24 protein-coding genes, 2 tRNA genes, 1 other RNA gene and 1 pseudogene are annotated in these 25,474 nt (G+C 64.6%); 14 read left to right on the forward strand and 14 right to left on the reverse strand.

Annotated features, from left to right (window positions below; all coding sequences use genetic code 11):
• Positions 1-83: 83 nt before the first annotated feature.
• The 4 genes from pepN to ACQCSV_RS12235 all read left to right on the forward strand — a co-directional run bounded on the left by pepN (position 84) and on the right by ACQCSV_RS12235 (position 4,577).
• Positions 84-2,651, forward strand: coding sequence for an aminopeptidase N (gene pepN, locus ACQCSV_RS12220; protein ID WP_354153759.1), 2,568 nt, complete (start codon positions 84-86; stop codon positions 2,649-2,651).
• Between the two features lie 9 nt (positions 2,652-2,660).
• Positions 2,661-3,134: an OsmC family protein gene (locus ACQCSV_RS12225; protein ID WP_282330858.1), complete on the forward strand. Its 474-nt coding sequence runs from the start codon at positions 2,661-2,663 to the stop codon at positions 3,132-3,134.
• Between the two features lie 293 nt (positions 3,135-3,427).
• Complete coding sequence (locus tag ACQCSV_RS12230; protein ID WP_354153758.1) at positions 3,428-4,120, forward strand: mechanosensitive ion channel domain-containing protein; 693 nt, start codon at positions 3,428-3,430, stop codon at positions 4,118-4,120.
• Between the two features lie 4 nt (positions 4,121-4,124).
• Positions 4,125-4,577, forward strand: coding sequence for a globin (locus tag ACQCSV_RS12235; RefSeq protein WP_354223512.1), 453 nt, complete (start codon positions 4,125-4,127; stop codon positions 4,575-4,577).
• Positions 4,578-4,637: 60 nt separating this feature from the next.
• On the opposite strand, the gene ACQCSV_RS12240 is transcribed toward ACQCSV_RS12235, so the two are convergent.
• Complete coding sequence (locus ACQCSV_RS12240) at positions 4,638-5,294, reverse strand: hypothetical protein (RefSeq protein WP_354153756.1); 657 nt, start codon at positions 5,292-5,294, stop codon at positions 4,638-4,640.
• A gap of 63 nt (positions 5,295-5,357) precedes the next feature.
• On the opposite strand from ACQCSV_RS12240, the gene ACQCSV_RS12245 reads away from it, so the two are divergent.
• Positions 5,358-6,338, forward strand: coding sequence for an acyl-CoA thioesterase II (locus tag ACQCSV_RS12245; RefSeq protein WP_354153755.1), 981 nt, complete (start codon positions 5,358-5,360; stop codon positions 6,336-6,338).
• 124 nt (positions 6,339-6,462) lie between these two features.
• On the opposite strand, the gene ettA is transcribed toward ACQCSV_RS12245, so the two are convergent.
• From ettA to ACQCSV_RS12260, 3 genes are all read right to left on the reverse strand, one after another.
• Positions 6,463-8,145, reverse strand: a complete 1,683-nt coding sequence (gene ettA, locus ACQCSV_RS12250) for an energy-dependent translational throttle protein EttA (RefSeq protein ID WP_354153754.1) — start codon at positions 8,143-8,145, stop codon at positions 6,463-6,465.
• A 46-nt stretch (positions 8,146-8,191) separates the two neighbouring features.
• Positions 8,192-8,761, reverse strand: coding sequence for a DUF6993 domain-containing protein (locus tag ACQCSV_RS12255; RefSeq protein WP_354223510.1), 570 nt, complete (start codon positions 8,759-8,761; stop codon positions 8,192-8,194).
• Positions 8,762-8,869: 108 nt separating this feature from the next.
• Positions 8,870-9,451 carry a single-stranded DNA-binding protein gene (locus tag ACQCSV_RS12260; RefSeq protein ID WP_354153752.1) on the reverse strand — a complete coding sequence of 194 codons (582 nt, stop codon included), beginning with the start codon at positions 9,449-9,451 and terminating at the stop codon, positions 8,870-8,872.
• A 214-nt stretch (positions 9,452-9,665) separates the two neighbouring features.
• Here ACQCSV_RS12260 and ACQCSV_RS12265 point away from each other — a divergent pair.
• A tRNA-Arg gene (locus ACQCSV_RS12265) sits at positions 9,666-9,738 on the forward strand.
• 111 nt (positions 9,739-9,849) lie between these two features.
• On the opposite strand, the gene ACQCSV_RS12270 is transcribed toward ACQCSV_RS12265, so the two are convergent.
• Together ACQCSV_RS12270 and ACQCSV_RS12275 are read right to left on the reverse strand one after the other, a co-directional pair.
• On the reverse strand, positions 9,850-10,632 hold the full coding sequence (locus tag ACQCSV_RS12270; RefSeq protein WP_354153751.1) for a sugar phosphate isomerase/epimerase family protein: 783 nt from the start codon (positions 10,630-10,632) through the stop codon (positions 9,850-9,852).
• A 35-nt stretch (positions 10,633-10,667) separates the two neighbouring features.
• Positions 10,668-11,134: pseudogene (locus tag ACQCSV_RS12275) on the reverse strand (Gfo/Idh/MocA family protein); the annotation flags it as partial.
• 167 nt (positions 11,135-11,301) lie between these two features.
• Here ACQCSV_RS12275 and ACQCSV_RS12280 point away from each other — a divergent pair.
• Positions 11,302-12,387 (forward strand): LacI family DNA-binding transcriptional regulator, encoded by a 1,086-nt coding sequence (locus ACQCSV_RS12280; RefSeq protein WP_354153750.1) that lies wholly within the window; start codon positions 11,302-11,304, stop codon positions 12,385-12,387.
• Positions 12,388-13,006: 619 nt separating this feature from the next.
• Here the strand turns inward: ACQCSV_RS12280 and map are convergent.
• Entirely contained in the window at positions 13,007-13,774 is a 768-nt protein-coding gene (gene map, locus ACQCSV_RS12285; protein ID WP_354153749.1) for a type I methionyl aminopeptidase, read from the reverse strand.
• 127 nt (positions 13,775-13,901) lie between these two features.
• Between map and ACQCSV_RS12290 the strand changes: the two genes are divergently transcribed.
• Complete coding sequence (locus ACQCSV_RS12290; RefSeq protein WP_354153748.1) at positions 13,902-14,477, forward strand: DNA alkylation repair protein; 576 nt, start codon at positions 13,902-13,904, stop codon at positions 14,475-14,477.
• Positions 14,478-14,492: 15 nt separating this feature from the next.
• Here ACQCSV_RS12290 and mptB read toward each other — a convergent pair whose 3' ends face one another.
• Positions 14,493-16,049, reverse strand: a complete 1,557-nt coding sequence (gene mptB, locus ACQCSV_RS12295) for a polyprenol phosphomannose-dependent alpha 1,6 mannosyltransferase MptB (RefSeq protein ID WP_426938513.1) — start codon at positions 16,047-16,049, stop codon at positions 14,493-14,495.
• Positions 16,050-16,211: 162 nt separating this feature from the next.
• Here mptB and orn point away from each other — a divergent pair, with 162 nt between their 5' ends.
• The 3 genes from orn to def all read left to right on the forward strand — a co-directional run bounded on the left by orn (position 16,212) and on the right by def (position 17,729).
• A complete protein-coding gene (gene orn, locus ACQCSV_RS12300) occupies positions 16,212-16,841 on the forward strand; it encodes an oligoribonuclease (protein ID WP_354153746.1) in 630 nt (209 codons plus the stop codon).
• Between the two features lie 127 nt (positions 16,842-16,968).
• Positions 16,969-17,041, forward strand: a tRNA-His gene (locus tag ACQCSV_RS12305).
• Between the two features lie 115 nt (positions 17,042-17,156).
• On the forward strand, positions 17,157-17,729 hold the full coding sequence (gene def, locus ACQCSV_RS12310; RefSeq protein ID WP_426938514.1) for a peptide deformylase: 573 nt from the start codon (positions 17,157-17,159) through the stop codon (positions 17,727-17,729).
• Positions 17,730-17,738: 9 nt separating this feature from the next.
• Here def and ACQCSV_RS12315 read toward each other — a convergent pair whose 3' ends face one another.
• The 4 genes from ACQCSV_RS12315 to rnpB all read right to left on the reverse strand — a co-directional run bounded on the left by ACQCSV_RS12315 (position 17,739) and on the right by rnpB (position 21,077).
• Positions 17,739-18,536 (reverse strand): HNH endonuclease family protein, encoded by a 798-nt coding sequence (locus tag ACQCSV_RS12315; protein WP_354153744.1) that lies wholly within the window; start codon positions 18,534-18,536, stop codon positions 17,739-17,741.
• A 125-nt stretch (positions 18,537-18,661) separates the two neighbouring features.
• Positions 18,662-18,865, reverse strand: a complete 204-nt coding sequence (locus ACQCSV_RS12320) for a hypothetical protein (protein WP_185260797.1) — start codon at positions 18,863-18,865, stop codon at positions 18,662-18,664.
• 78 nt (positions 18,866-18,943) lie between these two features.
• Complete coding sequence (locus ACQCSV_RS12325; RefSeq protein WP_354153743.1) at positions 18,944-20,422, reverse strand: glyceraldehyde-3-phosphate dehydrogenase; 1,479 nt, start codon at positions 20,420-20,422, stop codon at positions 18,944-18,946.
• A gap of 268 nt (positions 20,423-20,690) precedes the next feature.
• Positions 20,691-21,077, reverse strand: an RNA gene (rnpB, locus tag ACQCSV_RS12330) — RNase P RNA component class A.
• Between the two features lie 57 nt (positions 21,078-21,134).
• Here rnpB and ACQCSV_RS12335 point away from each other — a divergent pair.
• Complete coding sequence (locus ACQCSV_RS12335; protein WP_426938515.1) at positions 21,135-21,941, forward strand: YaaA family protein; 807 nt, start codon at positions 21,135-21,137, stop codon at positions 21,939-21,941.
• A gap of 18 nt (positions 21,942-21,959) precedes the next feature.
• On the opposite strand, the gene ACQCSV_RS12340 is transcribed toward ACQCSV_RS12335, so the two are convergent.
• Positions 21,960-22,715: a DUF7581 domain-containing protein gene (locus ACQCSV_RS12340; protein WP_354153741.1), complete on the reverse strand. Its 756-nt coding sequence runs from the start codon at positions 22,713-22,715 to the stop codon at positions 21,960-21,962.
• A 176-nt stretch (positions 22,716-22,891) separates the two neighbouring features.
• The gene (locus ACQCSV_RS12345) at positions 22,892-23,815 is read right to left on the reverse strand and encodes a Nif3-like dinuclear metal center hexameric protein (RefSeq protein WP_354153740.1); all 924 of its coding nucleotides are present in this window, start codon (positions 23,813-23,815) and stop codon (positions 22,892-22,894) included.
• A gap of 99 nt (positions 23,816-23,914) precedes the next feature.
• On the opposite strand from ACQCSV_RS12345, the gene msrA reads away from it, so the two are divergent.
• Together msrA and cysK are read left to right on the forward strand one after the other, a co-directional pair.
• Positions 23,915-24,439 (forward strand): peptide-methionine (S)-S-oxide reductase MsrA, encoded by a 525-nt coding sequence (gene msrA, locus ACQCSV_RS12350; protein WP_426938516.1) that lies wholly within the window; start codon positions 23,915-23,917, stop codon positions 24,437-24,439.
• Positions 24,440-24,504: 65 nt separating this feature from the next.
• Positions 24,505-25,440 (forward strand): cysteine synthase A, encoded by a 936-nt coding sequence (gene cysK, locus ACQCSV_RS12355; protein ID WP_282330879.1) that lies wholly within the window; start codon positions 24,505-24,507, stop codon positions 25,438-25,440.
• Positions 25,441-25,474 lie beyond the last annotated feature (34 nt).

The raw sequence follows: 25,474 nt of genomic DNA on the forward strand, positions 1-25,474 counted from the left end.
GTGACAGAATGACTTCACTGTGCCGATGCAGGCCACCGCCCGCCGGCAACCGCAACCCCTTCTGGAGGCCCCACTTGCCAGGTATGAACCTGACTCGCGCCGAAGCCCGCGAGCGTGCCGAACTCATCACTGTTGACTCCTACGATGTCATCCTGGACCTGACCAAGGGCGAGAAGGTCTTCGGGACCACCACCACGGTGAGGTTCACGGCAGAGCCCGGATCCGCCACATTCATCGATGCCGTCACCCACACCGTGCACAGCGTCACGCTCAACGGGCGCGCCCTCGACCCTGCCGTCGTCTCCGACGGCGTCCGGATCCAGCTCCAGGAACTGGCTGGCTCCAACGAGCTCACGGTGGTGGCCGACGCGCCGTACATGAACACCGGCGAAGGCCTGCACCGCTTCGTCGATCCGGTGGACAACGAGGTGTACCTGTACACGCAGTTCGAGGTTCCCGATTCGCGCCGCATGTTCGCGGTGTTTGAGCAGCCCGACCTCAAGGGGACCTTTAGGTTTACGGTCACGGCGCCCTCGCACTGGGATGTCATCTCCAACTCGCCCACCCCTGCCCCCGTGGAAGCCACGCCAGGGACGGACGGCGGCGCCGGCTCGGTCTGGGCGTTCACCCCCACACCGAGGCTGTCTTCCTATGTCACCGCCCTGATCGCCGGCCCGTACCAGGCTGTCCGGTCCGAGGTCACCAGTTCCGACGGCCGCGTGATCCCGCTGGGTGTTTTTGCCCGGAAATCCCTGATGCAGTACCTCGACGCGGACAACATCTTTGACCTGACCCGCCAAGGCTTCGAATTCTTCGAGGCGCAATTCGGCTTCCCGTACCCCTTCGAGAAATACGATCAGCTGTTCGTGCCGGAGTTCAACGCAGGCGCCATGGAGAATGCCGGCGCGGTGACCATCCTCGAAGGCTACGTTTTCCGGAGCAAGGTGACCGGGGCGCAGATCGAGCGCCGGGCCATCACCGTGCTGCACGAACTCGCGCACATGTGGTTCGGGGACCTGGTGACCATGCGCTGGTGGAACGACCTCTGGCTCAACGAATCCTTTGCCGAATACATGTCCCACCTCGCCGCCGTGGAAAACACGTCATTCACAAGCGCCTGGACCACCTTCGCCTCGGTGGAAAAGTCCTGGGCCTACCGCCAGGACCAGCTGCCCACCACGCACCCGATCTTCGCCGACATCAGCGACCTTCAGGACGTCGAGGTCAACTTCGATGGCATCACGTACGCCAAGGGCGCCTCAGTCCTGCGCCAGCTGGTGGCGTGGGTAGGGCCGGAGCAGTTTATGGCCGGGGTCCGGGAGTACTTCGCCAAGCACGCGTGGCAGAACACCGAACTCAGCGACCTGATGGCGGAGCTGGAGAAGGCCAGCGGCCGCGACCTGGACCAGTGGGGCCGGCTCTGGCTGGAGACCGCCGGCGTCAATACGCTCAAGCCGGAGCTCGCTGTGGACGGCTCCGGGACGCTGACATCCTTCACCATCGTGCAGTCAGCCGTCGAGGACTGGCCCACCATCCGTCCGCACCGGCTTGCCGTCGGTTTCTACACCCTGAACAGCGCGGGCAAGCTGGAGCGCGTGCACCGCGAGGAGCTCGACGTCGACGGCGAGCGCACCGACGTGCCGGCACTGGCGGGCCTGGCCCAGCCTGACCTGATCCTGGTTAACGACGACGATCTCGCCTACGCGAAGGTCCGGCTGGACGAGAAGTCCCTCGCCACGGCAACGGCGCACCTGAAGGACTTCAGCGAGAGCCTGCCGCGTACCCTGGTGTGGAACTCCGCCTGGGACGCTGCCCGCGACGGCGAGTCCCCCGCGCGCCGGTACGTGGAGCTGGTCCTGGCTAACGTGGCCGCAGAATCGGATTCCTCGGTGATCCTGGTGCAGCTGCGCCAGCTGGCCACCACGCTGAACTTCTATGTGGCCGAAGAGCACCGCGCGGCCACCACGGTCACAGCCGTGGACGCGCTGTGGGATCTTGCCAGCGCCGCACTCGGCGGGTCAGACGCCCAGCTGCAGTTTCTGAAGTCGTTTGCCCTGTTGGCCCGCAGCTCAGGCCAGCTGGACACCGTGGCCGGGCTGCTGGACGGCACCGCGACTCTGGAGGGGCTGACCGTGGACCAGGACCTGCGCTGGGAGCTGCTGACGTCTCTGGTGGCCGGTGGCCGGCTGGGCAAGGCTGAGATCGCTGCTGAACTGGAACACGACAACACCGCGAGTGGACAGAACGCCGCGGCCCTGGCCACGGCGGCCATCCCCACCGCCGAAGCCAAGGCCGCCGCCTGGGACTCGATAGTGGTCACGGGAGAACTCTCCAATGCGCTCCAAGGTTCAGCGGTCAATGGCTTTATGCGCGTGCTGGACCGTTCGCTGCTGGAACCGTATGCGGAAAAGTACTTCGAGGCTGTTCCCTCGATAGTGGCAAACCGCACACACGCACTCGCCCAGCAGATCGTCGTCGGGCTTTACCCTGCGCTGCTGACTACGCAGGCAACGGTGGACCGGACGGATGCTTTCCTGGCAGGCCTTCCGGCCGACAGCGCCGCACTGCGGCGCATGATGCTGGAAAACCGCGACGGCGTGGCCCGGGCCCTGCGGGCACGCTCGGCCGACGTGCTGCCTGGCGAAGCCTAGTCTGGCGCCGTGGGCCTGGGCGAGCACCACTATTCCCTGACGGTGCAGTGGACCGGCAACCTGGGTAACGGCACGTCGTCGTACCGGGGCTACTCACGGGACCACGACATCCGGATCCCCGGGCTGCCGGTCCTGCCCGGTTCCGCCGATCCGACGTTCCATGGGGACCGTGACCGCTACAACCCGGAGCAGCTGCTCCTTGCAGCGCTGGCACAGTGCCACATGCTGTCGTTCCTGCATGTGGCGGTGAAGCACGGGGTGGTGGTGACCGGCTATCAGGACGACGCCACCGGTGTGATGCGCCTGAACCGCGACGGCAGCGGACAGTTTGAGTCCGTCACGCTGAACCCGCGGGTCACCGTGGTGGACGCGGCCCATGTGGATCTGGCCGAACGGCTGCACCGCGAAGCCAACGCGGTCTGTTTCATCGCCCGGAGCGTCAACTTCGCCGTGCATCATTCACCCGTGACTGTGGTGGCCTGACAGGAGTTCACCGGCCGTGCCGAGCGAACGGGCCGCGTTGACCCACCGGACACCGTTTGGCGGTTCCGTCGCGGATTCGCCGGCCAGGCATGTAAGTGCGTGACCTGCGGAAACGGCCTGCCGGGCGATTTCAGTGGGGCGAAAGGCAGTTCCACCCAGAATGAGGATGCGTCCGGGGCCGGGCTACGGCGCTAGGGTTGAAAGGGAATAGAGCCTATGCCGCGGGCGAACCTGCGCATTGGGCCGATCTCATCCCCCGGCCGCCGCCGGTGACCCCCAGGAGTTTTGCCTCTATGTTCAGCGCGATGTCGATTACACCCCCGCCTCTCACCGCGCAGCCCGACGGCGTCAGTATCACGGGCATCGCGATCAGCCTTGGCGTCGGAATCGCCGTGTGGCTGGTGGCGACGTTCGTGATTTCGCGGATCAGCAAGCGCGTGGCCGCGGGCAGCAATTTCTTCAAAAAACCGCATTTCAAGTGGGTTGCCCCCGCGCTGCGGGCACTGGACCATGAACGCCGGGTGCAGCGGGCGGAGACCATCGGTTCCCTGCTCAACAGCATCGTGGGCGTGCTGGTGGCCGTGATCACCATCATGTATGTGCTCCAGAACCTGGACATCAACATCGCACCACTGTTGACCAGCGTCGGGATCCTGGGTATCGCCATCGGTTTTGGCGCCCAGCAGCTGATCCGCGACTTCCTTGCCGGCATCTTTATCACCATTGAGGACCAGTACGGGATCGGCGATGTCATCGAAACCAGCGAGGTGGTGGGTGTGGTCGAGTCCATGGGGCTGCGCATTACCCGGGTCCGCTCGGAGGACGGCGCCATCTGGTACCTCCGCAATGGCGAGATCCTTCGCGTCGGCAACCGTTCGCAGGGCAAATACGTGCCGGTGCAGGACTCGCCGGTCGCCGCTCAGGACACTGCCCTGAGTGCGCCTGCCACCGAGGCGAAAAAGACTGAGCAAAAGGCCGGAGAATAGAGACATGACCATACCCGCCGAGCCGCAGCAGCCCCGCCAACTCATGCAGAACGATCCCTTCAGCCAACCCGGCTACACGGAGAACTTCTACGATGCCGTGGGCGGACACGAGACGTTCGTCAAGCTGATCGATGTCTTTTACGACGGCGTCGCCACGGACCCGCTGTTGCGCCCGATGTACCCGGACGAGGACCTTGAGCCGGCCAAGCGGCGGTTCCTGATGTTCCTGGAGCAGTACTGGGGCGGCCCCGCCACGTATGGTGAGGAGCGCGGCCACCCTCGCCTGCGGATGCGCCACATGCCGTTCCGGGTCACGCCTGAAGCCAAGGACCGCTGGCTGTTCCACATGCGGACAGCCGTCGACGCCCTGGTACTGCCCTACTTGTACGAGGGAACACTCTGGGACTACATGGAACGCGCCGCGTTATCCATGGTGAACAGCCCCTCGGACGCCTGACGCCTATACTCCGCATACGGGGCTGGAGTCTTAGCCCGTACGACGACGGCTGGCGGGGTACTAGAGACCGCTGCCGGTTCGTGCCAGGACATGGCCGCGCGGGCCACTGAGGCGGAACCAGCGGCCCGCCCGGTAAAGCTTCTGGTCCGCGTCTGCGAGGAATCCCAGGGTGAGGGCCGCGAACGCGGCTCCTGCCGGGAGGCCGGAGTCATCAAGGGCCCGGCCCCACACAGCGGCGCGCGCGTTGTTGACGATCAGCGCCCCCGGCTGGGCGGGCATGATGCTGGCCACTTCGGTGATGCCGGCCTCAGCCGCGCGCCGGAGTTCGGCATCCGACAACACACCCACCAGCTCCCAGCCGCTGCGGGGCGCGCCGACGCCCGTCCACGATTCGGTGACGGTGGACGGCGGAATCGGCAGCTCGACGCCGTCCTCTCCTGCCCTGGCAAGCCGGTCCAGGACAGCCGAGAGCGGCACCGTCACGTCGATCGCGGAAGGTTCCGCCAGCGCCATGGTGCGCAGGCCCAGGATCGTGGGGGTGGATTCGCCCAGCAGGCGGGGCCGCAGCAGGCACACGTAGGCCGCGAGAACGGAACCTGCGGCCTGAAGCCGGATGGCGCCGTCGTCGACCGTTTTGGCACGGGTGGTGAACGTGCGCAGATCCGCGAGATCACGCGGGTCAGCGAACCGGAAGGACTTCGTTAGTAGGTCAGACACACTAAGAACACTACCGGCTGAAGCCTGGTTGAGCAGCGGCAGGGCGACGTCTAGAGTCAATCCATGACTGAAGCCGAAACCGGACTGCTGGCGCCACCCAGCGGCGACCCCACCGAAACGCTCATCCAGCTCCTTGACCTCGGTGAGCTTGAAGGCGCCCGGACCGATGAGGACATCTTCCTGGGCCCATCGCAGCAGCAGCCCCGGCAGCGCGTTTTCGGAGGGCAGGTTCTGGCCCAGTCGCTGGTCGCTTCCATGAGGACGGTGGACCCGGAACGGTTTGTCCATTCCATGCACGGCTATTTCCTCCGGCCCGGCGACGCCAACAAGCCCATCACGTTTGGTGTCCAGCGCCTGCGTGACGGCCGGTCCTTTTCGGCCAGGCGTGTCCACGCGTACCAGGAGGGCGTCCCCATCCTGTCGATGATCGCCTCCTTCCAGGATCTGGACGAAGGGCTCGACCATGAATCCAAGATGCCCGCCAACATTCCCGATCCTGAGTCGCTGCCGAGCACGGCCGATCTGCTGGGTAAGTTCGACCACCCGATCGCCCAGCACTGGGCTTATGAGCGGCCCTTTGATATCCGACACGTTGACCCGCCGCTGTACGTCTCGGCCAAGGGCAAGAAGGAGGCCAGTAACGCTGTCTGGATGAAGACGTTCGGGCCCATGCCCGATGATTCAAACCTGCACCGGGCCGCCCTGGCCTACGGCAGCGACTACACGCTGCTGGAATCCATCCTGCGCCGCCACGGGCTGAGCTGGATCACGCCCGGTATGAGTGTCGCCAGCCTGGACCACGCCATGTGGTGGCATCGCCCCGCCCGGGTGGACGAATGGCTGCTCTACGTCCAGGAATCGCCCAGCGCCCAGGGAGCCCGCGGCCTCGCCACGGGCAAGATCTTCAACCGGGCCGGGCAGCACGTTGCCTCGGTGGCGCAGGAGGGCATGGTCCGGGTGCCCACGGACCTGAAGAACAAAGTAGTTGGCGCCCTACAGTCCAAAGTCCTGGAGCACCAGATCCGCAAGGCCGGGCGGAACTGACCCGGGGCGGGGCTGGCTGAGCGGGCTGATTGCGGAGGGTCAGCTGGCTTTCGGCAGTCAGATGTCTGGCGGGCAGCAGAAAGACCGGCACCCTTGATGGCGGGGTGCCGGCCTTTCTTTGCGATCAGTCGCGGGTGAGGCGGCGGTGCGTCACGCGGTGCGGCTTGGCCGCATCGGGTCCGAGCCGCTCTACCTTGTTCTCCTCGTAGGATTCGAAGTTTCCCTCGAACCAGTACCATTTGGCGGGGTTTTCCTCGTCGCCTTCGTAGGCCAGGATGTGCGTTGCCACCCGGTCCAGGAACCAGCGGTCGTGCGATACCACGACGGCGCAGCCGGGGAACTCCAGCAGCGCGTTTTCAAGGCTGCTGAGGGTCTCGACGTCGAGGTCGTTAGTAGGTTCGTCAAGGAGCAGCAAGTTACCTCCCTGCTTGAGGGTCAGCGCCAGGTTGAGGCGGTTGCGCTCACCACCGGAGAGCACCCCGGCCTTCTTCTGCTGGTCCGGGCCTTTGAAGCCGAAAGCGGCAACGTAGGCGCGGGACGGCATTTCGACCTGACCCACCTGGATGTAATCCAGGCCGTCGGAAACAACTTCCCACAGGGTCTTATTCGGGTCGATGCCGCCGCGGCTCTGGTCCGCGTAGGAGATCTTGACCGAATCGCCGATCTTGAGCTCGCCGCCGTCGAGCGGCTCCAGGCCAATGATGGTTTTGAACAGCGTGGACTTGCCCACGCCGTTAGGACCGATGACGCCGACGATGCCGTTGCGGGGAAGCGTGAAGGACAGACCGTCGATCAGCGTGCGGTCGTCGAAGCCCTTCTGCAGGTTTTTGGCTTCCAGGACCAGCCCGCCCAGGCGCGGGCCCGGCGGAATCTGGATCTCTTCGAAGTCAAGCTTCCGGGTACGGTCAGCCTCGGCTGCCATTTCCTCGTAGCGGGCCAGACGGGCCTTGGACTTGGTCTGGCGGCCCTTGGCGTTGGAGCGAACCCACTCAAGTTCCTCGGTGAGGCGCTTAGCCTGCTTCGCGTCCTTCTTGCCCTGGACTTCCAGGCGGGCACGCTTCTTCTCCAGGTACGTGGAGTAGTTGCCTTCATAGGGATACAGGTGGCCGCGGTCAACCTCTGCGATCCATTCCGCGACGTGGTCGAGGAAGTAGCGATCGTGGGTGACGGCCAGGACTGCGCCGGCGTAGCTGGAGAGGTGCTGTTCCAGCCACAGCACGCTCTCGGCGTCCAGGTGGTTGGTGGGCTCGTCCAGGAGCAGGAGGTCTGGCTTCTGCAGCAGGAGCTTGCAGAGGGCCACGCGGCGGCGCTCACCGCCGGAGAGCAGTGTCACGTCCGCGTCCGCGGGCGGGCAGCGGAGGGCGTCCATGGCCTGCTCAAGCTGGGAGTCGAGATCCCAGGCCTCCGCGGCGTCAATGGCTTCCTGCAGCTGACCCATTTCTTCGAGCAGCACGTCGAAGTCAGCGTCGGGGCTGGCCATTTCCTCGGAGATTTCGTTGAAGCGCTGGATCTTGCCGTAGATCTCGCCAACACCTTCCTGGACGTTGCCCAGGACAGTCTTTTCCTCGTTCAGTGGCGGTTCCTGCAACAGGATCCCCACGGTGTAGCCGGGGCTGAGCCTGGCCTCACCGTTGGAAGGGATGTCCAGTCCGGCCATGATCTTCAGGATGGTGGACTTACCGGCACCGTTCGGGCCAACAACACCGATTTTGGCGCCCGGGAAGAACGACATGCTTACGTTGTCAAGAATGAGTTTTTCGCCAACTGCCTTGCGGGCATTGGTCATTGTGTAGATAAATTCCGCCATGGTTCCAAATCTAGTGGGTTGGCGGGCTTAACTCACATTCGAGGCGTCAGACAGCCGTACCCACGAAGCACTTACCGCTGGCCAGGACCGGCAGAACGATGACGGTGACGCTGCCGTCACGGACCTGTCCCACCACGCATTTGGTGCCCTGTAACACTGCGGCTTCGATGGCGTCCGCTTCCAGCCCGGTGGGCGTCCGGCTGGCCGACACTTCAAGGGCCGCGACGGCAATCCCGGCACCGGTGAGGGCATCGGTCATCTGGGCCGTGGCTGGCCTTGGTGTCCCCGCCGCCAGCCGGCCCAGCGCATCCGTTACTGTCTGTTTCATGACCGCGATGGCCGGATCCTCCGCCGGGGACGCGGCGGCCTGCCGGGTTCCGGTGGTGGCCGGGTCCGAGGGAGTGGCTACTTCGCTGGCGGTGGCCGCGCCCTGACCGGCCCCCGTTAGCCCGGCCCCTGTTGGGGAGCCGCCAGTGCAGGCTGCAAGCGCGAAAATCATCAGAAGGCTTCCGGCGAGCGCCACGGGCGCCCGTCCGGCACGTGGCGCACGCCGCAGGGAACGGGTAATCCGTCTGGTGATTCTGGTTGCCTGCCGGTTGTCCGTCGCACGATTCATGCCGCCATTCTGTCACGCGGCCATGCATGGGACGGAACGGTCCCGGCGCGGGCGGACTGCCGGCACCGGGTCCGCCCGCTTCCTGTGCGGTATCGAGCGCCAGCACTTTCAGACGGCGGCTCCGGCGAGCTCGCCCGTTTCAGCGTCCACCGGAATGTGGTTGCCGTCTGCGTCCTCGTGGAAGACTCCCAAGGCTGCAGCGTCGTCGTCCGCGTGTTCCCCTTCCTCCGGGTCGCCCCCGTCGTCGTCAGGATCCGCAGGGCCGATGCCGCTGCCGTCCGCTGCGGCTTCCTGGCCTGCCGCGCCGTTGTCTGAGACGAGGTGCAGTCCGGTGTCGCTGGTACGGATGTAGTTGGCCGAACCGCGTTTGAGGTCGTGCCCTACGGAATCGGCATCGATTTCGGCTGAATGGTAGATCCGGCCGTCTTTCTCCCAGCTGCGCAGCTTGAGCCGGCCAACGACGATGACGCACTGGCCTTTCTTGATGCTGCAGGCCATGTTCCCGGCAAGCTGACGATAGCCCTGGACGTTGAACCAGTTGGTGTGGCTATCCACCCAGGTGCTGGTGGCGCGGTCAAAGCGCCGCGCCGTTGAACCGAGGCGGAACGAGGCAGTGCCAACGCCGCCCGGAGTTGTGGAGGTCTTGATATCCGTGGCAACGAAGCCCCGGAACGTTTGGTAGTCAGTCATCATCTTGTCCTGTCTCGAAAGGTAGCGCCTTAGCGGCAAAACCAGCTTCGCGCGGACGGCACCGCGCCGCGAGGGATAAGTTCGCGTATGTGCACAACCCTTCCCGCAACTGCCTTGTTGAGGAGAAGTTCCGGCAGCCCGCCCTGGTGAAGCGACTGCACCGTGGTGCCATGTAAACTTTTGATGCGCCTGATCTCTGGTCGTGGCGCCACGTGCCCCAGTAGCTCAGGGGATAGAGCAGCGGCCTTCTAATCCGCCGGTCGGGGGTTCGATTCCCTCCTGGGGCACAAGATGATGACTTGGCACGTCCTTGACGGATGCGCCGGTCAGCAAAAAACACCCCGGTCAGCAGACCGGGGTGTTTTTTCATTGTGTGGCTGGTGTGAAATTGCCGTTTCTCAGGCGTAAGGCAGCACGAGTTCCGCGGAGCGCTCCTTGACCGTGGAAAGGACGATATTGCCATCGGTGTCCCAGATCTCCTGATTGAAGATTTCGACTTCGATGTCGCCGGTGTACCCGGCGTCGCGGACCCAGGTGCCGATGGTGGCGAAGTCAATGACGCCGTCGCCCATGTATCCGCGCAACAGCAGCGGATCCGCGGCGATGGGCATGTTGAAGTCGCACACCTGGTAGGAGGCGATGCGGTCTTCCCGGCCGGCGCGTTCAATTTGGGCCTTAAGTTCCGGATCCCACCAGACGTGGAAGGTGTCGACGGCGACGCCAACAGCCTTGGTGTCGAACGGGGCGGCGAGATCCAGGGCCTGTCCCAGGGTGGAGATCAGGGCACGGTCAGCCGCGTACATCGGGTGCAGCGGTTCGAGCACCAGCCGGATCCCGTTCTCGGAGGCGAATGGAACAAGGTCGGCGAGGCGGTCGGCGACGCGCTGGCGGGCAGCCACCACGTCCTTCTCCGCCGGCGCCAGTGCGGCGGCCTGGCCTTCGGCGTTGGCCGCTGTCAGGAAACCGCCGCGGCAGAGCGAGGAGACCCGGAGGCCGGCGTCCTTGATCAGCTTGGCGGCCTTGTCCAGCCCTGCTTCCTCAACGCGGTCACGCCATGGGCCGATGGACGGGATGCCGGCGTTGACGCAGGCGTCGACGACCTGTGCGAGGGTCCACTTCTTGGTGGTCGCGCTGTTGATCGAAAGGCGCGAAAAAGGGGACGGTCCTGAATTTAATGTCATACTCCCACTCCGTTGATGCGCAGGTAGTCGGACATCCGGAACACGGCGAGCGCAGGATCCTTCAGCAGCAGCTTGTCGTGCACAACGCCCGCGGTGACGCCGGCTTCCTTGCCGATGCGGGCCAGTTCGATGGCCTCTTCGAGGGTTTCAGCCGTGGGCTTTTCGGTGAAGATGTGCTTGCCGGCCAGCATTGCCTTCTTCAGGGTGGCGGCACGGAGGCTGGTCATGGAGGCATCGAACATGATGTCCACGGAGGGGTCGTTGATCACGGAATCGAGGTCGGTGGTCCGCTCCGCCACCTTGTGCAGTTCCGCCAGTTCGCGGATCTTGGCTTCGTTGCGGCCCACCAGGATCGGCTCCACCTGGACCTTGGTGCCGTCCTCCAGCTAAAGCCTCCGGCATCACGGATGGGGAGGATGGAACGCAACAGGTGCTGGCGGTAACCCATCCGGCCGGTGATGCCGTTCATGGCGATGCGGATCGTCTTTGTTTCGAAGCCCACTTGTCCTCCGCGGTGAGTTACTCAAAATGTCTTGGGAAAGCGCATTCCCACTGAATCCATCATGCACGGGTCACCGCATATTGGCAAGCGCTTTCCCTGCCTACCTTCAAACTGCCATACTGAGGTCGGCGCCTATAGCGCTGAAGTACGTACGAACAGGAGAAGCTGTGGCTGCCAGTACCCTCACCGAGGTGGCCCGTTTGGCGGGCGTTTCGCCGGCCACCGCCTCCCGCGTGCTGAACGGCTCCGCCCGGATACCCGGCAAGGATATTGCCGACCGTGTGCGCCAGGCCGCCGAATCCCTCGGCTACATTCCCAACGCGCAGGCCCAGGGACTGGCGAAGTCCAGCTCCGGACTGATCGGGCTGATTGTGCACGACATCGCCGATCCCTACTTTGCCGCCATAGCCCGCGGCGTCCAGGAAGCCGCGAGGGAACAGCACAAGATGGTGCTGTTGGCCACCACCGAAGGCGCTCCGGAAAGCGAGAAGGAAGCCGTGGGTGCCTTCGCGGCTCGCCGCGCCGATTCCATCGTGATCGCAGGTTCGCGGACTTCCCGCGTCGAGGACCGGGACGGCAACGCTGAACTGGCCGCAGAACTGGACCGTTATTGCCGCAATGGCGGCCACGTGGGCGTGATCGGCCACGGGATTGTGGGCGCCACGGCAGCAGACGGCTACCACGTGGTGAGTGTGCCCAATGAGGAGTTGGCCGCGCAGCTCGCCACCGAGCTGGCGGCGTCGCGGGAAGACTTCGTCATCATTGGCGGCCCGGAAGGGCTGTTTACGTCCGACGACCGGATCCGAGGGTTCCAGCGTGGCCTAGCCGTCGCAGGCCTGCCAGCCGCGGATGTCATCCGCACGGACTTCAACCGTGCCGGCGGTTTCGAGGCCGGCCTGGCCATGGCTGCCCGGATCACAGCGCCCCGGACCGGGGGCAATGCACCAAGGCTCTGCATCTTTGCCGTCAACGATGTCATGGCTATCGGGACCGCCGCTGCGCTGCGCTCCCAGGGACTGCGGATCCCGCTGGATGCCGCCGTCGCCGGTTTCGACGATATTGAAACCCTGCGCGATTTCCGCCCGGCCCTCTCCACAGTGCACCTTCCCTTGGAGGAAATTGGCCGGCAGGCTGCCAGCAGCGCGGCGGGAATGGGCGACCGCGGGGCCGGATCTTCGCCGATAACCGGACAGGTCACTCTGCGGCGCAGCACCGAAGTGGCCCAACCCAGCAGCGCTGAGTCAGTGGCCTGAGGATGCTCCCGGTCTCAATGACTGCCGTGCCTGCCCGCGGCAATGCAGGTCCGCGTCCAGCGGTTCCGGTCCTTCCGGGTGGCGGGTATGCAGGACAGGCCGACCACGGGCGGTGGACAGGACGCGGGTGGGCGTCCTGGGCTTCTCGGCCGGCGGCCACCTCGCGGCAACGCTGTCGACGGCGGTCTCCACCGGAAACGCCTCGCTGGACGTCGAGGCCGCCGTTTCCGGACCTTTCGGTTCTGTGCTATTCGGTCGTATCCTTCACGAACGCGGTCCATCAGGGGTCAGTGGACAACTTAGCGGGCGGGTCGCCGTCGGACGATCTGCTCCGGGCACTGTCTCCAGATCTCCAGGTCACGGCCACTACCCCGCCGGCCTTTGTGTGGCACACTGCCGATGATGCGGCTGTACCCGTCCGCCACAGCGTTTCTTACGCGGGGCGTTGATGCGCGCGGGCGTGCCGGCCAAACTCCACGTTTTTCCGCAGGGCCGCCATGGCCTCGGGCTGGCCCGGGAGCTGCCGGGACCGGATCAATGGACATCGCTGTGTGCGGCCTAGCTGGACAGGATGGGATGGACCACTGAGGACTGAACTGTCGGCCTGAGCCGTCGGCAGTTACGGAAGCGTGAGGATCACCGGGCCATCAGCAGTGATGGCCACCGTGTGCTCGCTGTGGGCAGCCCTGCGGCCGTTTGCTGAACGCAGCGTCCATTCGTCGTCGTCGTGGTAGTAGTCGTCCTTGCGGCCCAGGATCAGCATGGGCTCGATGGCGATGACCAGCCCCTCGGTGAGCTTGATGCCCCGTCCCGGCCTGCCGTCGTTGGGCACAGGCGGTTCGGCGTGCATGGTGCGGCCGATGCCATGGCCGCCGTGATCAGCCAGCAGACCGTAGCCCGCCCGCCGCGCGGCGCCGCCGATCGCGTAGGCAAGATCGCCCATTTTGTTGCCGATCCGGGCGGCCTCAATCCCGCGCGCCAGGGCGGCGTCCGTTGCATCGATGAGGGCCTGATCCACAGGATCGGGTGTTCCCACGATGAAGCTGATGGCCGCATCGCCGCACCAGCCCTGCAGGAATGCCCCGCAATCCACGCTGAGCAGATCACCGTCCTGGAGTGTGTACCCGCCGGGAATCCCGTGAACCACGGCGTCATTCACGCTGGTACAGATCACTCCGGGAAACGGGACTGAGGCCCACCGCGGGTGGTAGTTCAGGAAGGCCGGCGTGGCTCCCGCCGTGGCTATGGTGTCTGCGGCAAGGGTATCGAGCTCACGCAGGGTTACACCCACTCCGGCTGCCGCACGCACAGCCGCGAGAGTGGTTGCCACCACCCGCCCGGCGTCGCGCATGAGGGCAATCTGCTCGGGAGTCTTAATCATGGACATGTAGGGAACCTCCGGCGTCGGGTGGCACGGCCCAAGGGAACGTGCAGTTTGGCTGGTCCCACTCTAGGTCCGTCCAGCCTGGAACGGACCGGCCGGCATGTCACCGGCCCCTCGCTAAAGTTGCACCATGGACGGATTATTGCCGCATGGGGAAACGCTGGACAAGGCACCTTCGGACACGGAGGATCGGGCCACGGAGACTCCGAACCGCGAGTTGGTGGACACTGTCCGCGCGGCGCTGCGGGAGCGGACCGAGCCGGAGCGGGCCGCCGGAGCGCACGCCTACATGAAGTCCGCAGTGCCGTCACTGGGCGTCAGGGTCCCGGAGGTCAGACACCTGGCGAAGGCCGCTGCCGCCGCCCATCCCTTAACCTCGGCGGGCTTCTTCAGGCACTTGCTGCTGACCCGGAGCACCGACCAGGACTTCTGGATCAGGCGGTCGGCCATCACCTCGCAGTTGAAGGCCAAGCCCCGCACGGATCAGGACCTGCTGCGGGCCGTGATCGAGCCGAACCTGGCGGACCTGGAATTTTTCATCCGGAAGGCTATCGGTGGGGTGCTTCGTGAATACGCCAAGTCCGAGCCGGATTGGGTGCGCAATTTCGTGGCGCAGAACGGCACACGCCTGAGTCCGCTGTCCCGGAAGGAAGCAATGCGACACCTGGAAGGGGGCCCGGCGCGGGGAGCCACCGGCGCCGGATGACGGTGCCTGCGGAGACTAGATGACGGGGCGTTCGGTCACTGGCTCGGCCGACTTCCGGAATAGCCGTTTGGTGTCCGGATCCATGAAGATCAGGTACATGGCAAAGAGCAGGCCCGTTATTGCGGCCGCGAAGCGGGCCAGCACGAGGGCAAGTCCCAGATCCTCCGTCTGGAGGTAGGGAAATACCTCCAGCTGGTCGGAAATGGCGTAGATCATGAAGAACGACACGATGAAGTACAGGGCCTTGACCTGCCAGTCGTTGCGGATGCCTGTCACCGCAAACAGCGGGATGAGCCACACCACGTACCATGACTGGATCATCGGGGCCAGCACCACAATGGCCGCAAAGGCCAAGGTGAGGCGGCGGATCAGGCGGTTATGCTCACCCTTGAAGATCTGGAAGGCGACGACGCCTACGGCCAGTAGTTTGCCGGCGTCGAACACCCAGTCTGCGAGCGTCCACCCATGAAGGCCGAAGGCATTTGAAACTGAAGCGACCATCAACCCCACGAGTCCCACCGGCGCGTACCAGATGAAGAGGCTTCCGGGGGCCGATAGCCCGTTGATCCAACCGAAACCGAACCCATTGACCAGGCTCAGGCCATACAGAATGGCCAGGCTAAGCCCTCCCGTCAGTCCCCAGAACATGAATTTCCGCGGCCAGCCGGCGTTCTTGCCTGCCCAGATCAGGCCGATGAACGGCAGGAAAACGATGGTGATGGGCTTGACGGCGATGGAAAGGGTGACCAGGACTATACCCAGCACCACGCGTCTGGTGGCCGCGTAATACAATCCGGCGAGGGCCAATCCGATCATGAGGGCATCGTTGTGGACGCTGGCGATGAAGTTGGTGAGGAACAGCGGGTTGGCGGCGGTGAGCCACACTGCGCGGTGCGGGTTGACGCCGTGAAGCTCGGCCAGCTTGGGCACATAGATAACGCAGAGGACCACGCCGAACAGCGCAACGAGCCTGAAAAGCATCACGCTGGCCTCGGGCTGGACGTTGGTGGACCAGACCACAAACTGCTCAATCCACAGGAATAGCTGGCCGTACGGCACGGGAGCTTCAGTCCACTGTTTGTCGGCGCCAAGCTGGAAATAGTTGGACAGCGCCGAGATGCCGTTTTCGTAGGGGTTGAATCCCTCCACCATCAGCCGGCCCTGACCAATGTAGGCGTACACGTCGCGGCTGAAAAGCGGGACAGTGAACATCAACGGCAGGCCCCATGCTGCGATGGCCTGCAGCGTTGCCTTTCGCGCGGCCGGCCCCCACACGCGGATCCGCTGGCCAAGCCTCAGCCAGGAGCGGACCAGGAGCATGCCGCCCACCGCGACCAGCACGATGGCCAGGGCCACGCCGATGGCCTCCGTGCGCATCCAGATAAAGATCGGTACCCGGCGGAGTTCGGAAACGGGGGCCAGCCATCCGACGCCGAGGGATCCGAGCACCATCAGGACCGAGCCGACAAGACCGGCAAGGATGGGGGACCTTGCGTTATCCACTTCTGCCTCTGCGGGCTTCAGCATCACGCTGGCGGCCATCTCCCCCGTTCCAGGCACAGGCGCCGTCATCTCAGGATCGTCCAATCTCTTTACACTTGGCGCTCCAACCCCGCGGGCGGCAGTGGCAGCCCGGGTCGCGCAGGCACAGCACAGCGGCAAAACCCTCGCCCCCATGTAACCGAAATCCTAGCATCGGACGGTTGCGCCGGAGCCAAACGGTAGGCTGGTCCGGTGCCTATATCTAACGAACGCATCGTCTGGATCGACTGCGAAATGACCGGCCTGGACATCAAGAACGACGCCCTGATCGAGGTGGCGGCGCTGGTGACGGATTCAGAGCTCAACATTCTCGGGGACGGTGTGGATGTGGTGATCAAGCCCGAGGACGCTGCCCTCGCCCAGATGAACGACTTCGTCAGGGACATGCACACCCGGTCCGGGCTGCTGAAGGAACTGCCGCACGGCAAGAGCATGGCCGAGGCCGAAGCCACCGTGATGGAGTACATCGAAAAGTGGGTGCCGGACCCGCGCAAGGCACCGCTGGGCGGCAACTCCGTGGGGACAGACCGCGTCTTCCTCTCCCGCGACATGCCGGCCATCGTGGAGCACCTCCACTACCGCGTGATCGATGTGAGCACCATCAAGGAACTCTCCCGCCGCTGGTTCGCCCGGGCTTACTTCCAATCCCCCGCCAAGAGGGGCGGCCACCGCGCACTGGGGGACATCCAGGATTCCATCGACGAGCTCCGCTACTACCGCGAGGCGGTTTTTGTTCCGGCTCCCGGACCTGACAGCGACTCTGCCCGGAAAGTCGCCCAGCGCATCACTGCCACGCCCGGCACAGGTACCCCAAAAGAGTAATCTGCACCACATTCGGGGGAATTTTCCGTAAAAACCCAAAAAGTGGCACAAGCCGCCTCCGACAGCAGGTAAGCTATTTGAGTTGCCTTTCCAGAGCACCGGATGACCGGGAATCTGCGGGCACATGGTGGGCTTAGCTCAGTTGGCAGAGCGCCTGGTTGTGGTCCAGGAGGTCGCGGGTTCAACCCCCGTAGCTCACCCTCATAGGGCGGCAGTAACTGCCGTTCAGTGGAGGCCGTACCGGATATCCGGTACGGCCTCCACTTTTTTGCATAAACGCCGGCGACACGCCGCACGCACGAAGGGCCGCCTGAGATGACAGTTCTGCCAATCACCGTCTGGGGAGAGCCGGTGCTGCACCACCGCGCCGCTGAGGTGGAGGTGTTCGACGACGGGCTGCGCGCCCTGATCGCGGACATGTTTGAAACCAACGAGGCTGCCAACGGCGTGGGCCTGGCGGCGCCGCAGGTTGGTGTTGGCAAGAGAATTTTTGTTTACAAGTACGCCAATCACGACGGCGCCCCGCCCATCGGAGTCCTGGTTAACCCGGTGCTGACCCTGTCCAAGATCTCTGGCGCACTGCCGGACCCCGAGGAAGAGGAAGAGGGTTGCCTCTCCTTCCCCGGCGGCGCCTACCCGCTCAAGCGTGCGGAGTGGGCGCGGGTGGAAGGCTTTGACGGCTACGGGCAGCCCGTTGAGTTCGAGGCCACGGGATGGTTCGCCCGGGTTCTGCAGCACGAGTACGATCACCTCGACGGAAAGCTTTACGTCAACCGGCTGATGGACCGCTATGCACGGAAGGCCATGAAACTGGCCAGGAAGAGCGGCTGGGGTGTGCCCGGGCTGACCTGGATGCCCGGCGTGGATCCGGACCCGTTCGGCCACTGAGCCGACGCATTACCGGGCGCTGATGGTTGGCTGGTCCGGGCAGGAGTCCAGGACGCGCTTCATTGCATCCTTCTCCGGCTGCGTAACCCACAGTTTGTAGGACGCCTTCACCGAGATCTGGCGGGCAACATAGTGGCAGCGGAAGTTCTTGTTCTTCGGCAGCCAGGTAGCAGCGTCGCTTGCGCTCTTCTGCTGGTTGGCGGGACCGTCCGCGGCGATGAGGTTCAGCGGATCGTTGGCCAGGCTCTGGCGCTGCTGCGGGGTCAGCGCCTGTGCGCCTTTCTGCCACGCGTCTCCGAGCGCCACAACGTGGTCGATCTGGATTTCCTTGCTGCTTTCCGGACCGCGCCGGAATTCCACGGCTTTACCCGTGTACGGCTCCTGGATGGCACCCGACGCTACCCTGCATTTGGACCCCTCTGTGAAGCCCACGGCGGTCAGGTCCCTGCGAAGGATGTCGTTGCGGGTGTCGCAGCCGTTCCGGTCCACGTCCAGCCAGGCCTGCCCGAAGGCCTCCCGCTGGTAGTTGTCCTTGGGAGCCCTGCCCTTGACGGGCAGCCCCTCGAGGGCGTCCCGGGCACTCCCCTGCGGTACAGCATGCACCGGCACCACGGGCTTCATCCAGGTCCCGTCGAAAACGGGCGCCTCGCTGGGCCCTGCGATGGCTGGTTCCGCCGCTGCGAACTGCCCCGCAGTGAAAAACCATCCTGCGGAGCCGACTGCAGCCAGGGCCAGCACAGCCAGCAGGGCCCAGGACTGCCTCGAACGGCGGCGGGCGCTGCGGTAGGCACGCCAGCTGACGGTCATGGGTAACCAGCTCTTCCGGAAATGTAACGCACCAGAAGAGCCTAGGTCACCCCACCGACACCCAAGCAGTTATCCACAACGGGGAGGAGAAGTGGACCGGGCATACCGCCCACTACTGAGACCGGCTACTGCTCCCGGGCTACACGGCGCAGGTCTTCTTCGGCAACCTGGAGGAGCCCTTCGAGCTGCCGCACCCGGTCGTCACCGACATCGCCGGAAGCCCGGGACCCGCGCGCCTGGTCCAGGAGCCTGATGGCTTCTTTGTGGTTGGCCTTGGCGACGTCGAGGGCGTGTTCAAGGGTGGTCTCGTGGAGAGTTTCGTTATCCATGCCACCAGTGTGGTCCCGATTCCCGGCTGATTCCAGCGCATCAGCCGGGAATGTCGGGCAGCCAGCCCGGCGAACGGCCTAGACGGCGATTGCGGCCAAGGCCGCAGCGGCTTCCTTGGCCGGGAACGCCGGCGGGTTGACGCCGGCCATCTCTTCCATGACCCGGACTACCTGGCAGCTGTAACCGAACTCGTTGTCGTACCAGACGTAGAGAATGACGTTTTTGTCGTTGGAGATGGTGGCCAGGCCGTCCACGATGCCGGTGCGGCGTGAGCCAACAAAGTCCGTGGAAACAACCTCGGGCGAATCGATGTAGTCAATCTGCTTGCGGAGGTCAGAATGCAGGGACATCTGGCGCAGGTAGTCGTTCACCTCATCCTTGGTGGTGCCGTTTTCCAGGCTCAGGTTCAGGATGGCCAGCGAGACGTCCGGCGTGGGGACGCGGATTGAGCTGCCGGTGAGCTTGCCCTGGAGTTCGGGGAGGGCCTTCGCCACAGCAGTGGCCGCTCCGGTTTCGGTGATAACCATGTTCAGCGCGGCGGAGCGGCCGCGACGGTCACCGTTGTGGAAGTTGTCGATCAGGTTCTGGTCGTTGGTGAAGGAGTGGACGGTTTCCACGTGGCCGTGGATCACGCCGAATTTGTCGTTGATGGCCTTCAGGACCGGGGTGATGGCGTTGGTGGTGCAGGACGCTGCGGACACGATCCGGTCCGTGTCCTTGATGCTGCCGTGGTTGATCCCGTGCACGATGTTCTTCAGCGCGCCCTTGCCCGGCGCCGTCAGGAGTACCCGTGCAACGCCCTTGCTCTGCAGGTGCTGGGACAGGCCTTCGGCATCGCGCCAGCGGCCGGTGTTGTCCACCACCAGGGCGTTGTGGATGCCGTAGGCGGTGTAGTCGATCGTGGCAGGATTATCCGAGTAGATGACCTGGATCTGGACACCGTTCGCGGTGATGGTGTTGACAGCCTCATCCACCCGGATGGTTCCCTCGAAGGAACCGTGGACCGAGTCGCGGCGCAGGAGGCTGGCGCGCTTGGTGAGGTCCTTGTCCGAGCCGCGGCGCACCACGATGGCGCGCAGTCGCAGGCCGTGGCCACCACCGGCCTTTTCGATCAGGAGGCGCGCCAGGAGCCGGCCGATCCGGCCAAAGCCGTACAGCACGACGTCGGTGCTGGTCCGGTCATCGCCACCGCGCTTGCCCACGACATCGGCAAGCTCGGCACGGAGGAACTCTTCCAGGGTGGCGCCGTCGCCTTCTGCCTTGAACTTCTCCGCCAGGCGGGCGACGTCGATAGCCGCCGCACCCAGCTCCAGCTGAGCCAGGATGTTCAGCAGCGGTGCGGTCTCTTCGAGCAGGAGCTCGGTGTTACTCATGCGGCGGGCAAAACGGTGCGCTTTGAGGATGTTCATGGTGGACTTGTTGATCAGGCTCCGGCCATGAATGCTGGTGACCACGTTGTTTTCGCGGTACAGCCGGCCAATCACCGGAATCATGGCCTCGGCGAGAGCCTCCCGGCCCATCCACGTATCAAGACAAGAATCTGACGTCTGGCTCACAGAACTACCTTCCTCGGTTCAGCCGCATACGTCGTCGTAAGCGGTTGGCGGCCACCTGATGTTGTCCAGGGGCTCTGGCACCGGCAGGATGCGGTCCATCCCGGGTGCCGTGGAGAAGCGTAAAGAAAAGCCACCGGCTGCGAACGCAGACCCGGCGGCAGAACTTCTACGTTCGCTCTCCATTCTAGGCTGGAGCAGACCCGCGGACCGCCGCCACCAGCGTGAAATCACTCACATGCGGGGCGGGTCCGTGCCCGGCGGGAGGTGTTGGATGGGTTGACCGATACGCCGGGTTCTGTGCTCCCGTGCCGTTACCAGCGCGGAAGTAGCGGCCATCCATCTACGGACGCCGTTGCCGACGCCCTCCAGCGGCCTACCCGGACACTCGGGCGGGCAGCCCTCAAACGTGTCCTGTCTGGCCTTGCTCCGGGTGGGGTTTACCTAGCCTTCCCGGTCACCCGGGAAGCTGGTGGTCTCTTACACCACCGTTTCACCCTTACCTGCTGAGCTTCCGTTGCCGGAAGACGCAGGCGGTCTGTTCTCTGTGGCACTGGCCTGCGGGTCACCCCGAGTGGGCGTTACCCACCACCCTGCCCTGCGGAGCCCGGACGTTCCTCGAGCCACTTGCGTGACGCGCGGCCGCCTAGTCAACCCATCCGCAGCCCAGTCTACCGCCGGCAGAAGGCCACGCTGTCGCCGGTAAGATCGTACGGTGCTGATTCTGCTGCCCCCCTCCGAAGGCAAGACCCCCGCAGTCCGCGGGTCCGCCGTCGACTGGCCGTCACTGAGCTTCCCCGAACTCAACACCTATCGGGCAAAAGTCCTGGAGGCGCTGGGGACGGTCAGCGCACATGAGGATGCCCTCGCGCTGCTGGGCGTCGGCGCATCGCTGCAGGACGACGTCGAACGCAACACCCGGCTCCACGCCGAACCGGCCGCCCCGGCACACCAGATCTATTCCGGCGTTCTGTACGACGCCCTCGGCTACAAAACCCTGACGCCGGCGCAGCGGCGGAAGGCCGATGTATCTGTGCTGGTCATCTCGGCGCTGTGGGGCGCCATCCACTTCGCGGACAGTGTGCCCGCCTACCGGCTGTCGATGGGAACGGCACTGCCCGACGTCGGCCGCCTCGCCTCGTTCTGGAAGCCAAAGATTTCGGCGGCCCTCGCGGAGTCGGCGTCCGGGCATCTGCTCGTGGACTGCCGCTCCAGCACCTATGCCGCCGCCTGGGCACCGCCGCCGGCCCAGACGGTGGCCGTCAACGTTTTTACGGAGGTCAGTGGCGTGCGCAAGGTGGTCAGCCACTTCGCCAAACACACCCGCGGCGAGCTGGCGCGGCACCTGCTGGCCCGCCGCGGCAATGCCCCGCTGACCCCGGGGCAGCTGCTGAAGGCCACGCGCGAAAAATGGGACGCCGAGCTGGTGGATGGTTCAGCGCGGAAACCGCATGCCCTGAACATCATCCTGCCCAACCAGGTAGCACAAACAGTCGTTCCGAGCGTTCACGACGGCAGTTAGAGCGCCCTGCATCGGCTGCTAGTTAGCTGGGGCGGGAGTGTTCCACTCGGCAGATCGCACCAGGATGGCACCCGAATCAGGGCAGAACACAATGTCGTCGTCGGAGGCGGCCTTGATCTCGGCGAGGTCCCCGGGACTCAGCTTCATGCCGGAGGCCTCAGAGGTTCCGTGGAACAACCGGGCAGCGCCCACGCCCCGCTTTGCCAGCGTCTTTTCGTAGATAGCCAGCATCCCGGCGTCGAGGCCTTCAGCGAATTCGGCGCGCTTGCCGCGGACTATGGTCGCTTCAGCGGCCACTTCGGCCAGGGCTTCATCGAGTTCGGCGCGGATGCCGCCGAAGGAGCCCTGGACGTTGTCCACGATGAGCTGCTGGGCAGCCTGACGCTCGCGCAGTGAATCCAGGCGTTCCAGGACTTCCAGCTCCACGTCTTCAAGGTCGGAGCGGCGCTTGTTGAGGGAGGCGATGTCCTTCTGCAGGGCCACGAGGTCCTTTGACAGCCCCGTCCCGCTGTTGAGCCGCGCTTCGTCGCGTTCGATGCGGGAGGCAACCTGCTCGACATCGGCCTCGGCGCGCTTCAGCTCGGCTTCGGCGTCATGCACGGCCATCTTGGCGGAGCCGAGTTCACCGTTGGCGACGGACAGGGCCGATTGGAGGTCCTCGATCCGGGGATCGGTTTCCAGGGCACGGCGGCGGTTGGACAGGGACTTGAGTTTTGCGTCCAGCCCTTGCAGTTCGAGCAACTTCAACTGTTCCGCCGGTGCTGCCTTGGCCACTATTTACCTCCGCTAAATCCAATCCGGCCGAAGCCGGGCACCGTATCGGCGCTTTATAGACTCTAGCGCCTGGCGTGCTCCCCTGCCTCGCTAGGTCCCCACCGGCTCCCGCACCTCGCTGCGCTCGGAGTGGGTCCCTCGCCGGTGTGGTCCCAGCACGGATTCGCCGGCCACGCTTAGCCCGGAGTCAGAATGAAGTCCCACGGATCGCTGTTGGTGGTGCTTACCTGGATATCGACGTCGTGGCCCTGATCGGAGAGCACATTGCCCAGCGCCGACGCCGCAGCGGGCAGCCACAGCCATTCGCTGGCAAAGTGCGAAACGTCAATCAGGTAGGGCCGGCCGTTCACTGCCGCTTCACGGGCTTCGGACGCCGGATGGTGGCGGAGGTCGGCGGTGACATAGACGTCGGCGTTGTTGGCCCGCACCTCGTTGAACAACGAATCCCCCGCACCCCCGCACACCGCAATGCGCCGCACCAGCCCGTCCTTGTCCCCGGACACACGGACTCCGCCGGCCACCGCTGGCAGGATGCCGAACACCCGGGCCGCGAAATCGCCCAGGCTCATCACGTCCGCCAGATCACCCACACGTCCAATGCCTTCCTCGGGCAGTCCGTTCGCGGCCACCGTCAGCGGGACAACGCCCTCGAGTCCCAGCGCATCGGCCAGGACGTCGGAAACGCCCCCGACAGCGGAATCACCGTTGGTATGGACGGTCAGCAGCGCGGTTCCGGACTCGATGAGGCGGTGAATAGCCTGCCCTTTGGCAGTGGTGGCCGCCACGGACGTGACGCCTTTGAGGAGCAACGGGTGGTGGGTGATCAGGAGCTCGGCACCCCATTCCACGGCTTCCTCGATTACCGTAAGCGTGGGATCAACGGCGAACATCACCCTTGTCACGGGCGATGACGGGTGCCCGGCCACCAGCCCCACTTCGTCCCAGTTTTCGGCCAGCGACTCGGGCCAGAGTTCCTCGACCGCCAGCAGCACCTGCGCCAGCGTGGGAGCAGCCGGACCAGCCGGACCAGCGCCCGCCCCGGCAAGGGTGCCGTCGTCGAGCTTGTCCGCATCTGTAACGCCGATGTCTGCAGGTTCCATAGTCTCAGTTTTACCCCATGGAGCCATCTGGCTCGCATGTGTCACAGTCTCGTAAGGTGGTCAGGGAATCATCTGGCGCGCTCAACCATTGAAGAGGTCATGAAAACTTTTGTTCTCGGCGGGGGCTGCTTCTGGTGCCTCGACGCCGTCTACCAAATAACCAAAGGCGTCACGTCGGTGATTTCCGGATACACGGGCGGCCATGACCCCCAGCCGGACTACTACTCCGTCTGTGGCGGGACCACTGGCCACGCTGAAGTCGTGGCGGTCACTTTCGACGAATCCGTCATCCCGGCTGAGGTCATCCTGGACATGTTCTTCGCGCTGCACGATCCCACAACGCTCAATCGCCAGGGGTACGATGTGGGCACGCAGTACCGCTCGTCAATGTTCTATGAGACCACCGAAGAAAAAATCCTGTTCGAGGAGGCGATCAACCGGAACCAGGCTCTCTGGTCCCATTCGATCGTTACGGAGGTCAGCAGGCTCCCCCGATTCCATGTCGCGGAGGACTTTCACCAGGACTACTACGCCAAGTATCCCGAGCAGGGATACTGCCAGGTGATCATCAATCCCAAACTCGCCAAGGCCAGGAAATATTACTCTCCGTGGCTTAATGCTTAGCAGCGCCCGCTCAGCCATCGTTAGGCTGACCTCAGCATTCACACTTGAGAGATAGGCATATCTACATGGCACGGATCTATGACGATGTAACGCAGTTGGTCGGCGGCACTCCGCTGGTCCGCCTGAACCGGTTGACCGAGGGACTGGGCGCGACTGTGGCGGTCAAGCTTGAGTTCTACAACCCGGCCAACAGCGTCAAGGACCGCATCGGAGTGGCCATCGTTGACGCCGCCGAGAAGTCGGGCGCCCTCAAGCCCGGCGGCACCATCGTTGAAGGCACCTCCGGCAATACCGGCATCGCCCTTGCCATGGTGGGTGCGGCCCGCGGTTACAAGGTCATCCTGACCATGCCTGAGACCATGTCCACCGAACGCCGCGTTATGCTCCGGGCATTCGGCGCCGAGATTGTCCTGACCCCGGGTTCCGAGGGCATGCGCGGCGCCGTGGAAAAAGCCCAGGAAATCGTGGCCAACACGGAAAACTCCATCTGGGCCCAGCAGTTCGCCAACGAGGCCAACCCTGAGATCCACCGCACCACCACCGCCGAGGAAATCTGGTCCGATACCGATGGCAAGGTGGACATCTTCGTCGCCGGCATCGGCACCGGCGGAACCGTCACCGGCGTCGGCCAGGTCCTGAAGGAGCGCAATCCTGAGGTCCAGATTGTCGCCATCGAACCGAAGGACTCCGCCATCCTGAACGGCGGCGCTCCCGGGCCGCACAAGATCCAGGGCATCGGCGCGAACTTCATCCCGGAAATCCTGGACACAAACGTCTACGACGAAGTCCTGGATGCCACCCTGGAAGACTCCGTCCGGGTCGCCCGTGAACTCGGCGTCAAAGAAGGCATCCTCGGCGGCATCTCCTCCGGCGCCATCGTCTGGGGCGCCCTGGAACTGGCCAAGCGTCCGGAGAATGCCGGCAAGCTGATCGTCGCGATTGTCTGCGACTTCGGTGAGCGTTACATCTCCACAGTGCTCTATGACGACATCCGCGGCTGATCAGCCCGTTGTCGCCCCGTTTCCTGTAGAAAGA

This window comes from Pseudarthrobacter sp. S3 (assembly GCF_050156905.1).
Classification (GTDB): Bacteria; Actinomycetota; Actinomycetes; order Actinomycetales; family Micrococcaceae; genus Arthrobacter.

Excerpts from the sequence above, each read along its gene's own strand:
- ACQCSV_RS12320 (WP_185260797.1), bottom strand. The coding sequence starts at position 18,865 with ATGGATAACGAAACTCTCCACGAGACCACCCTTGAACACGCCCTCGAC.
- ACQCSV_RS12270 (WP_354153751.1), bottom strand. The coding sequence starts at position 10,632 with ATGACATTAAATTCAGGACCGTCCCCTTTTTCGCGCCTTTCGATCAAC.
- ACQCSV_RS12345 (WP_354153740.1), bottom strand. The coding sequence starts at position 23,815 with ATGGAACCTGCAGACATCGGCGTTACAGATGCGGACAAGCTCGACGAC.
- pepN (WP_354153759.1), top strand. The coding sequence starts at position 84 with ATGAACCTGACTCGCGCCGAAGCCCGCGAGCGTGCCGAACTCATCACT.
- ACQCSV_RS12230 (WP_354153758.1), top strand. The coding sequence starts at position 3,428 with ATGTTCAGCGCGATGTCGATTACACCCCCGCCTCTCACCGCGCAGCCC.
- map (WP_354153749.1), bottom strand. The coding sequence starts at position 13,774 with ATGTCCATGATTAAGACTCCCGAGCAGATTGCCCTCATGCGCGACGCC.
- cysK (WP_282330879.1), top strand. The coding sequence starts at position 24,505 with ATGGCACGGATCTATGACGATGTAACGCAGTTGGTCGGCGGCACTCCG.
- mptB (WP_426938513.1), bottom strand. The coding sequence starts at position 16,049 with ATGACGGCGCCTGTGCCTGGAACGGGGGAGATGGCCGCCAGCGTGATG.
- ettA (WP_354153754.1), bottom strand. The coding sequence starts at position 8,145 with ATGGCGGAATTTATCTACACAATGACCAATGCCCGCAAGGCAGTTGGC.
- ACQCSV_RS12245 (WP_354153755.1), top strand. The coding sequence starts at position 5,358 with ATGACTGAAGCCGAAACCGGACTGCTGGCGCCACCCAGCGGCGACCCC.
- ACQCSV_RS12260 (WP_354153752.1), bottom strand. The coding sequence starts at position 9,451 with ATGACTGACTACCAAACGTTCCGGGGCTTCGTTGCCACGGATATCAAG.
- ACQCSV_RS12315 (WP_354153744.1), bottom strand. The coding sequence starts at position 18,536 with ATGACCGTCAGCTGGCGTGCCTACCGCAGCGCCCGCCGCCGTTCGAGG.
- def (WP_426938514.1), top strand. The coding sequence starts at position 17,157 with ATGACAGTTCTGCCAATCACCGTCTGGGGAGAGCCGGTGCTGCACCAC.
- ACQCSV_RS12255 (WP_354223510.1), bottom strand. The coding sequence starts at position 8,761 with ATGAATCGTGCGACGGACAACCGGCAGGCAACCAGAATCACCAGACGG.
- ACQCSV_RS12290 (WP_354153748.1), top strand. The coding sequence starts at position 13,902 with ATGGACGGATTATTGCCGCATGGGGAAACGCTGGACAAGGCACCTTCG.
- ACQCSV_RS12235 (WP_354223512.1), top strand. The coding sequence starts at position 4,125 with ATGACCATACCCGCCGAGCCGCAGCAGCCCCGCCAACTCATGCAGAAC.
- msrA (WP_426938516.1), top strand. The coding sequence starts at position 23,915 with ATGAAAACTTTTGTTCTCGGCGGGGGCTGCTTCTGGTGCCTCGACGCC.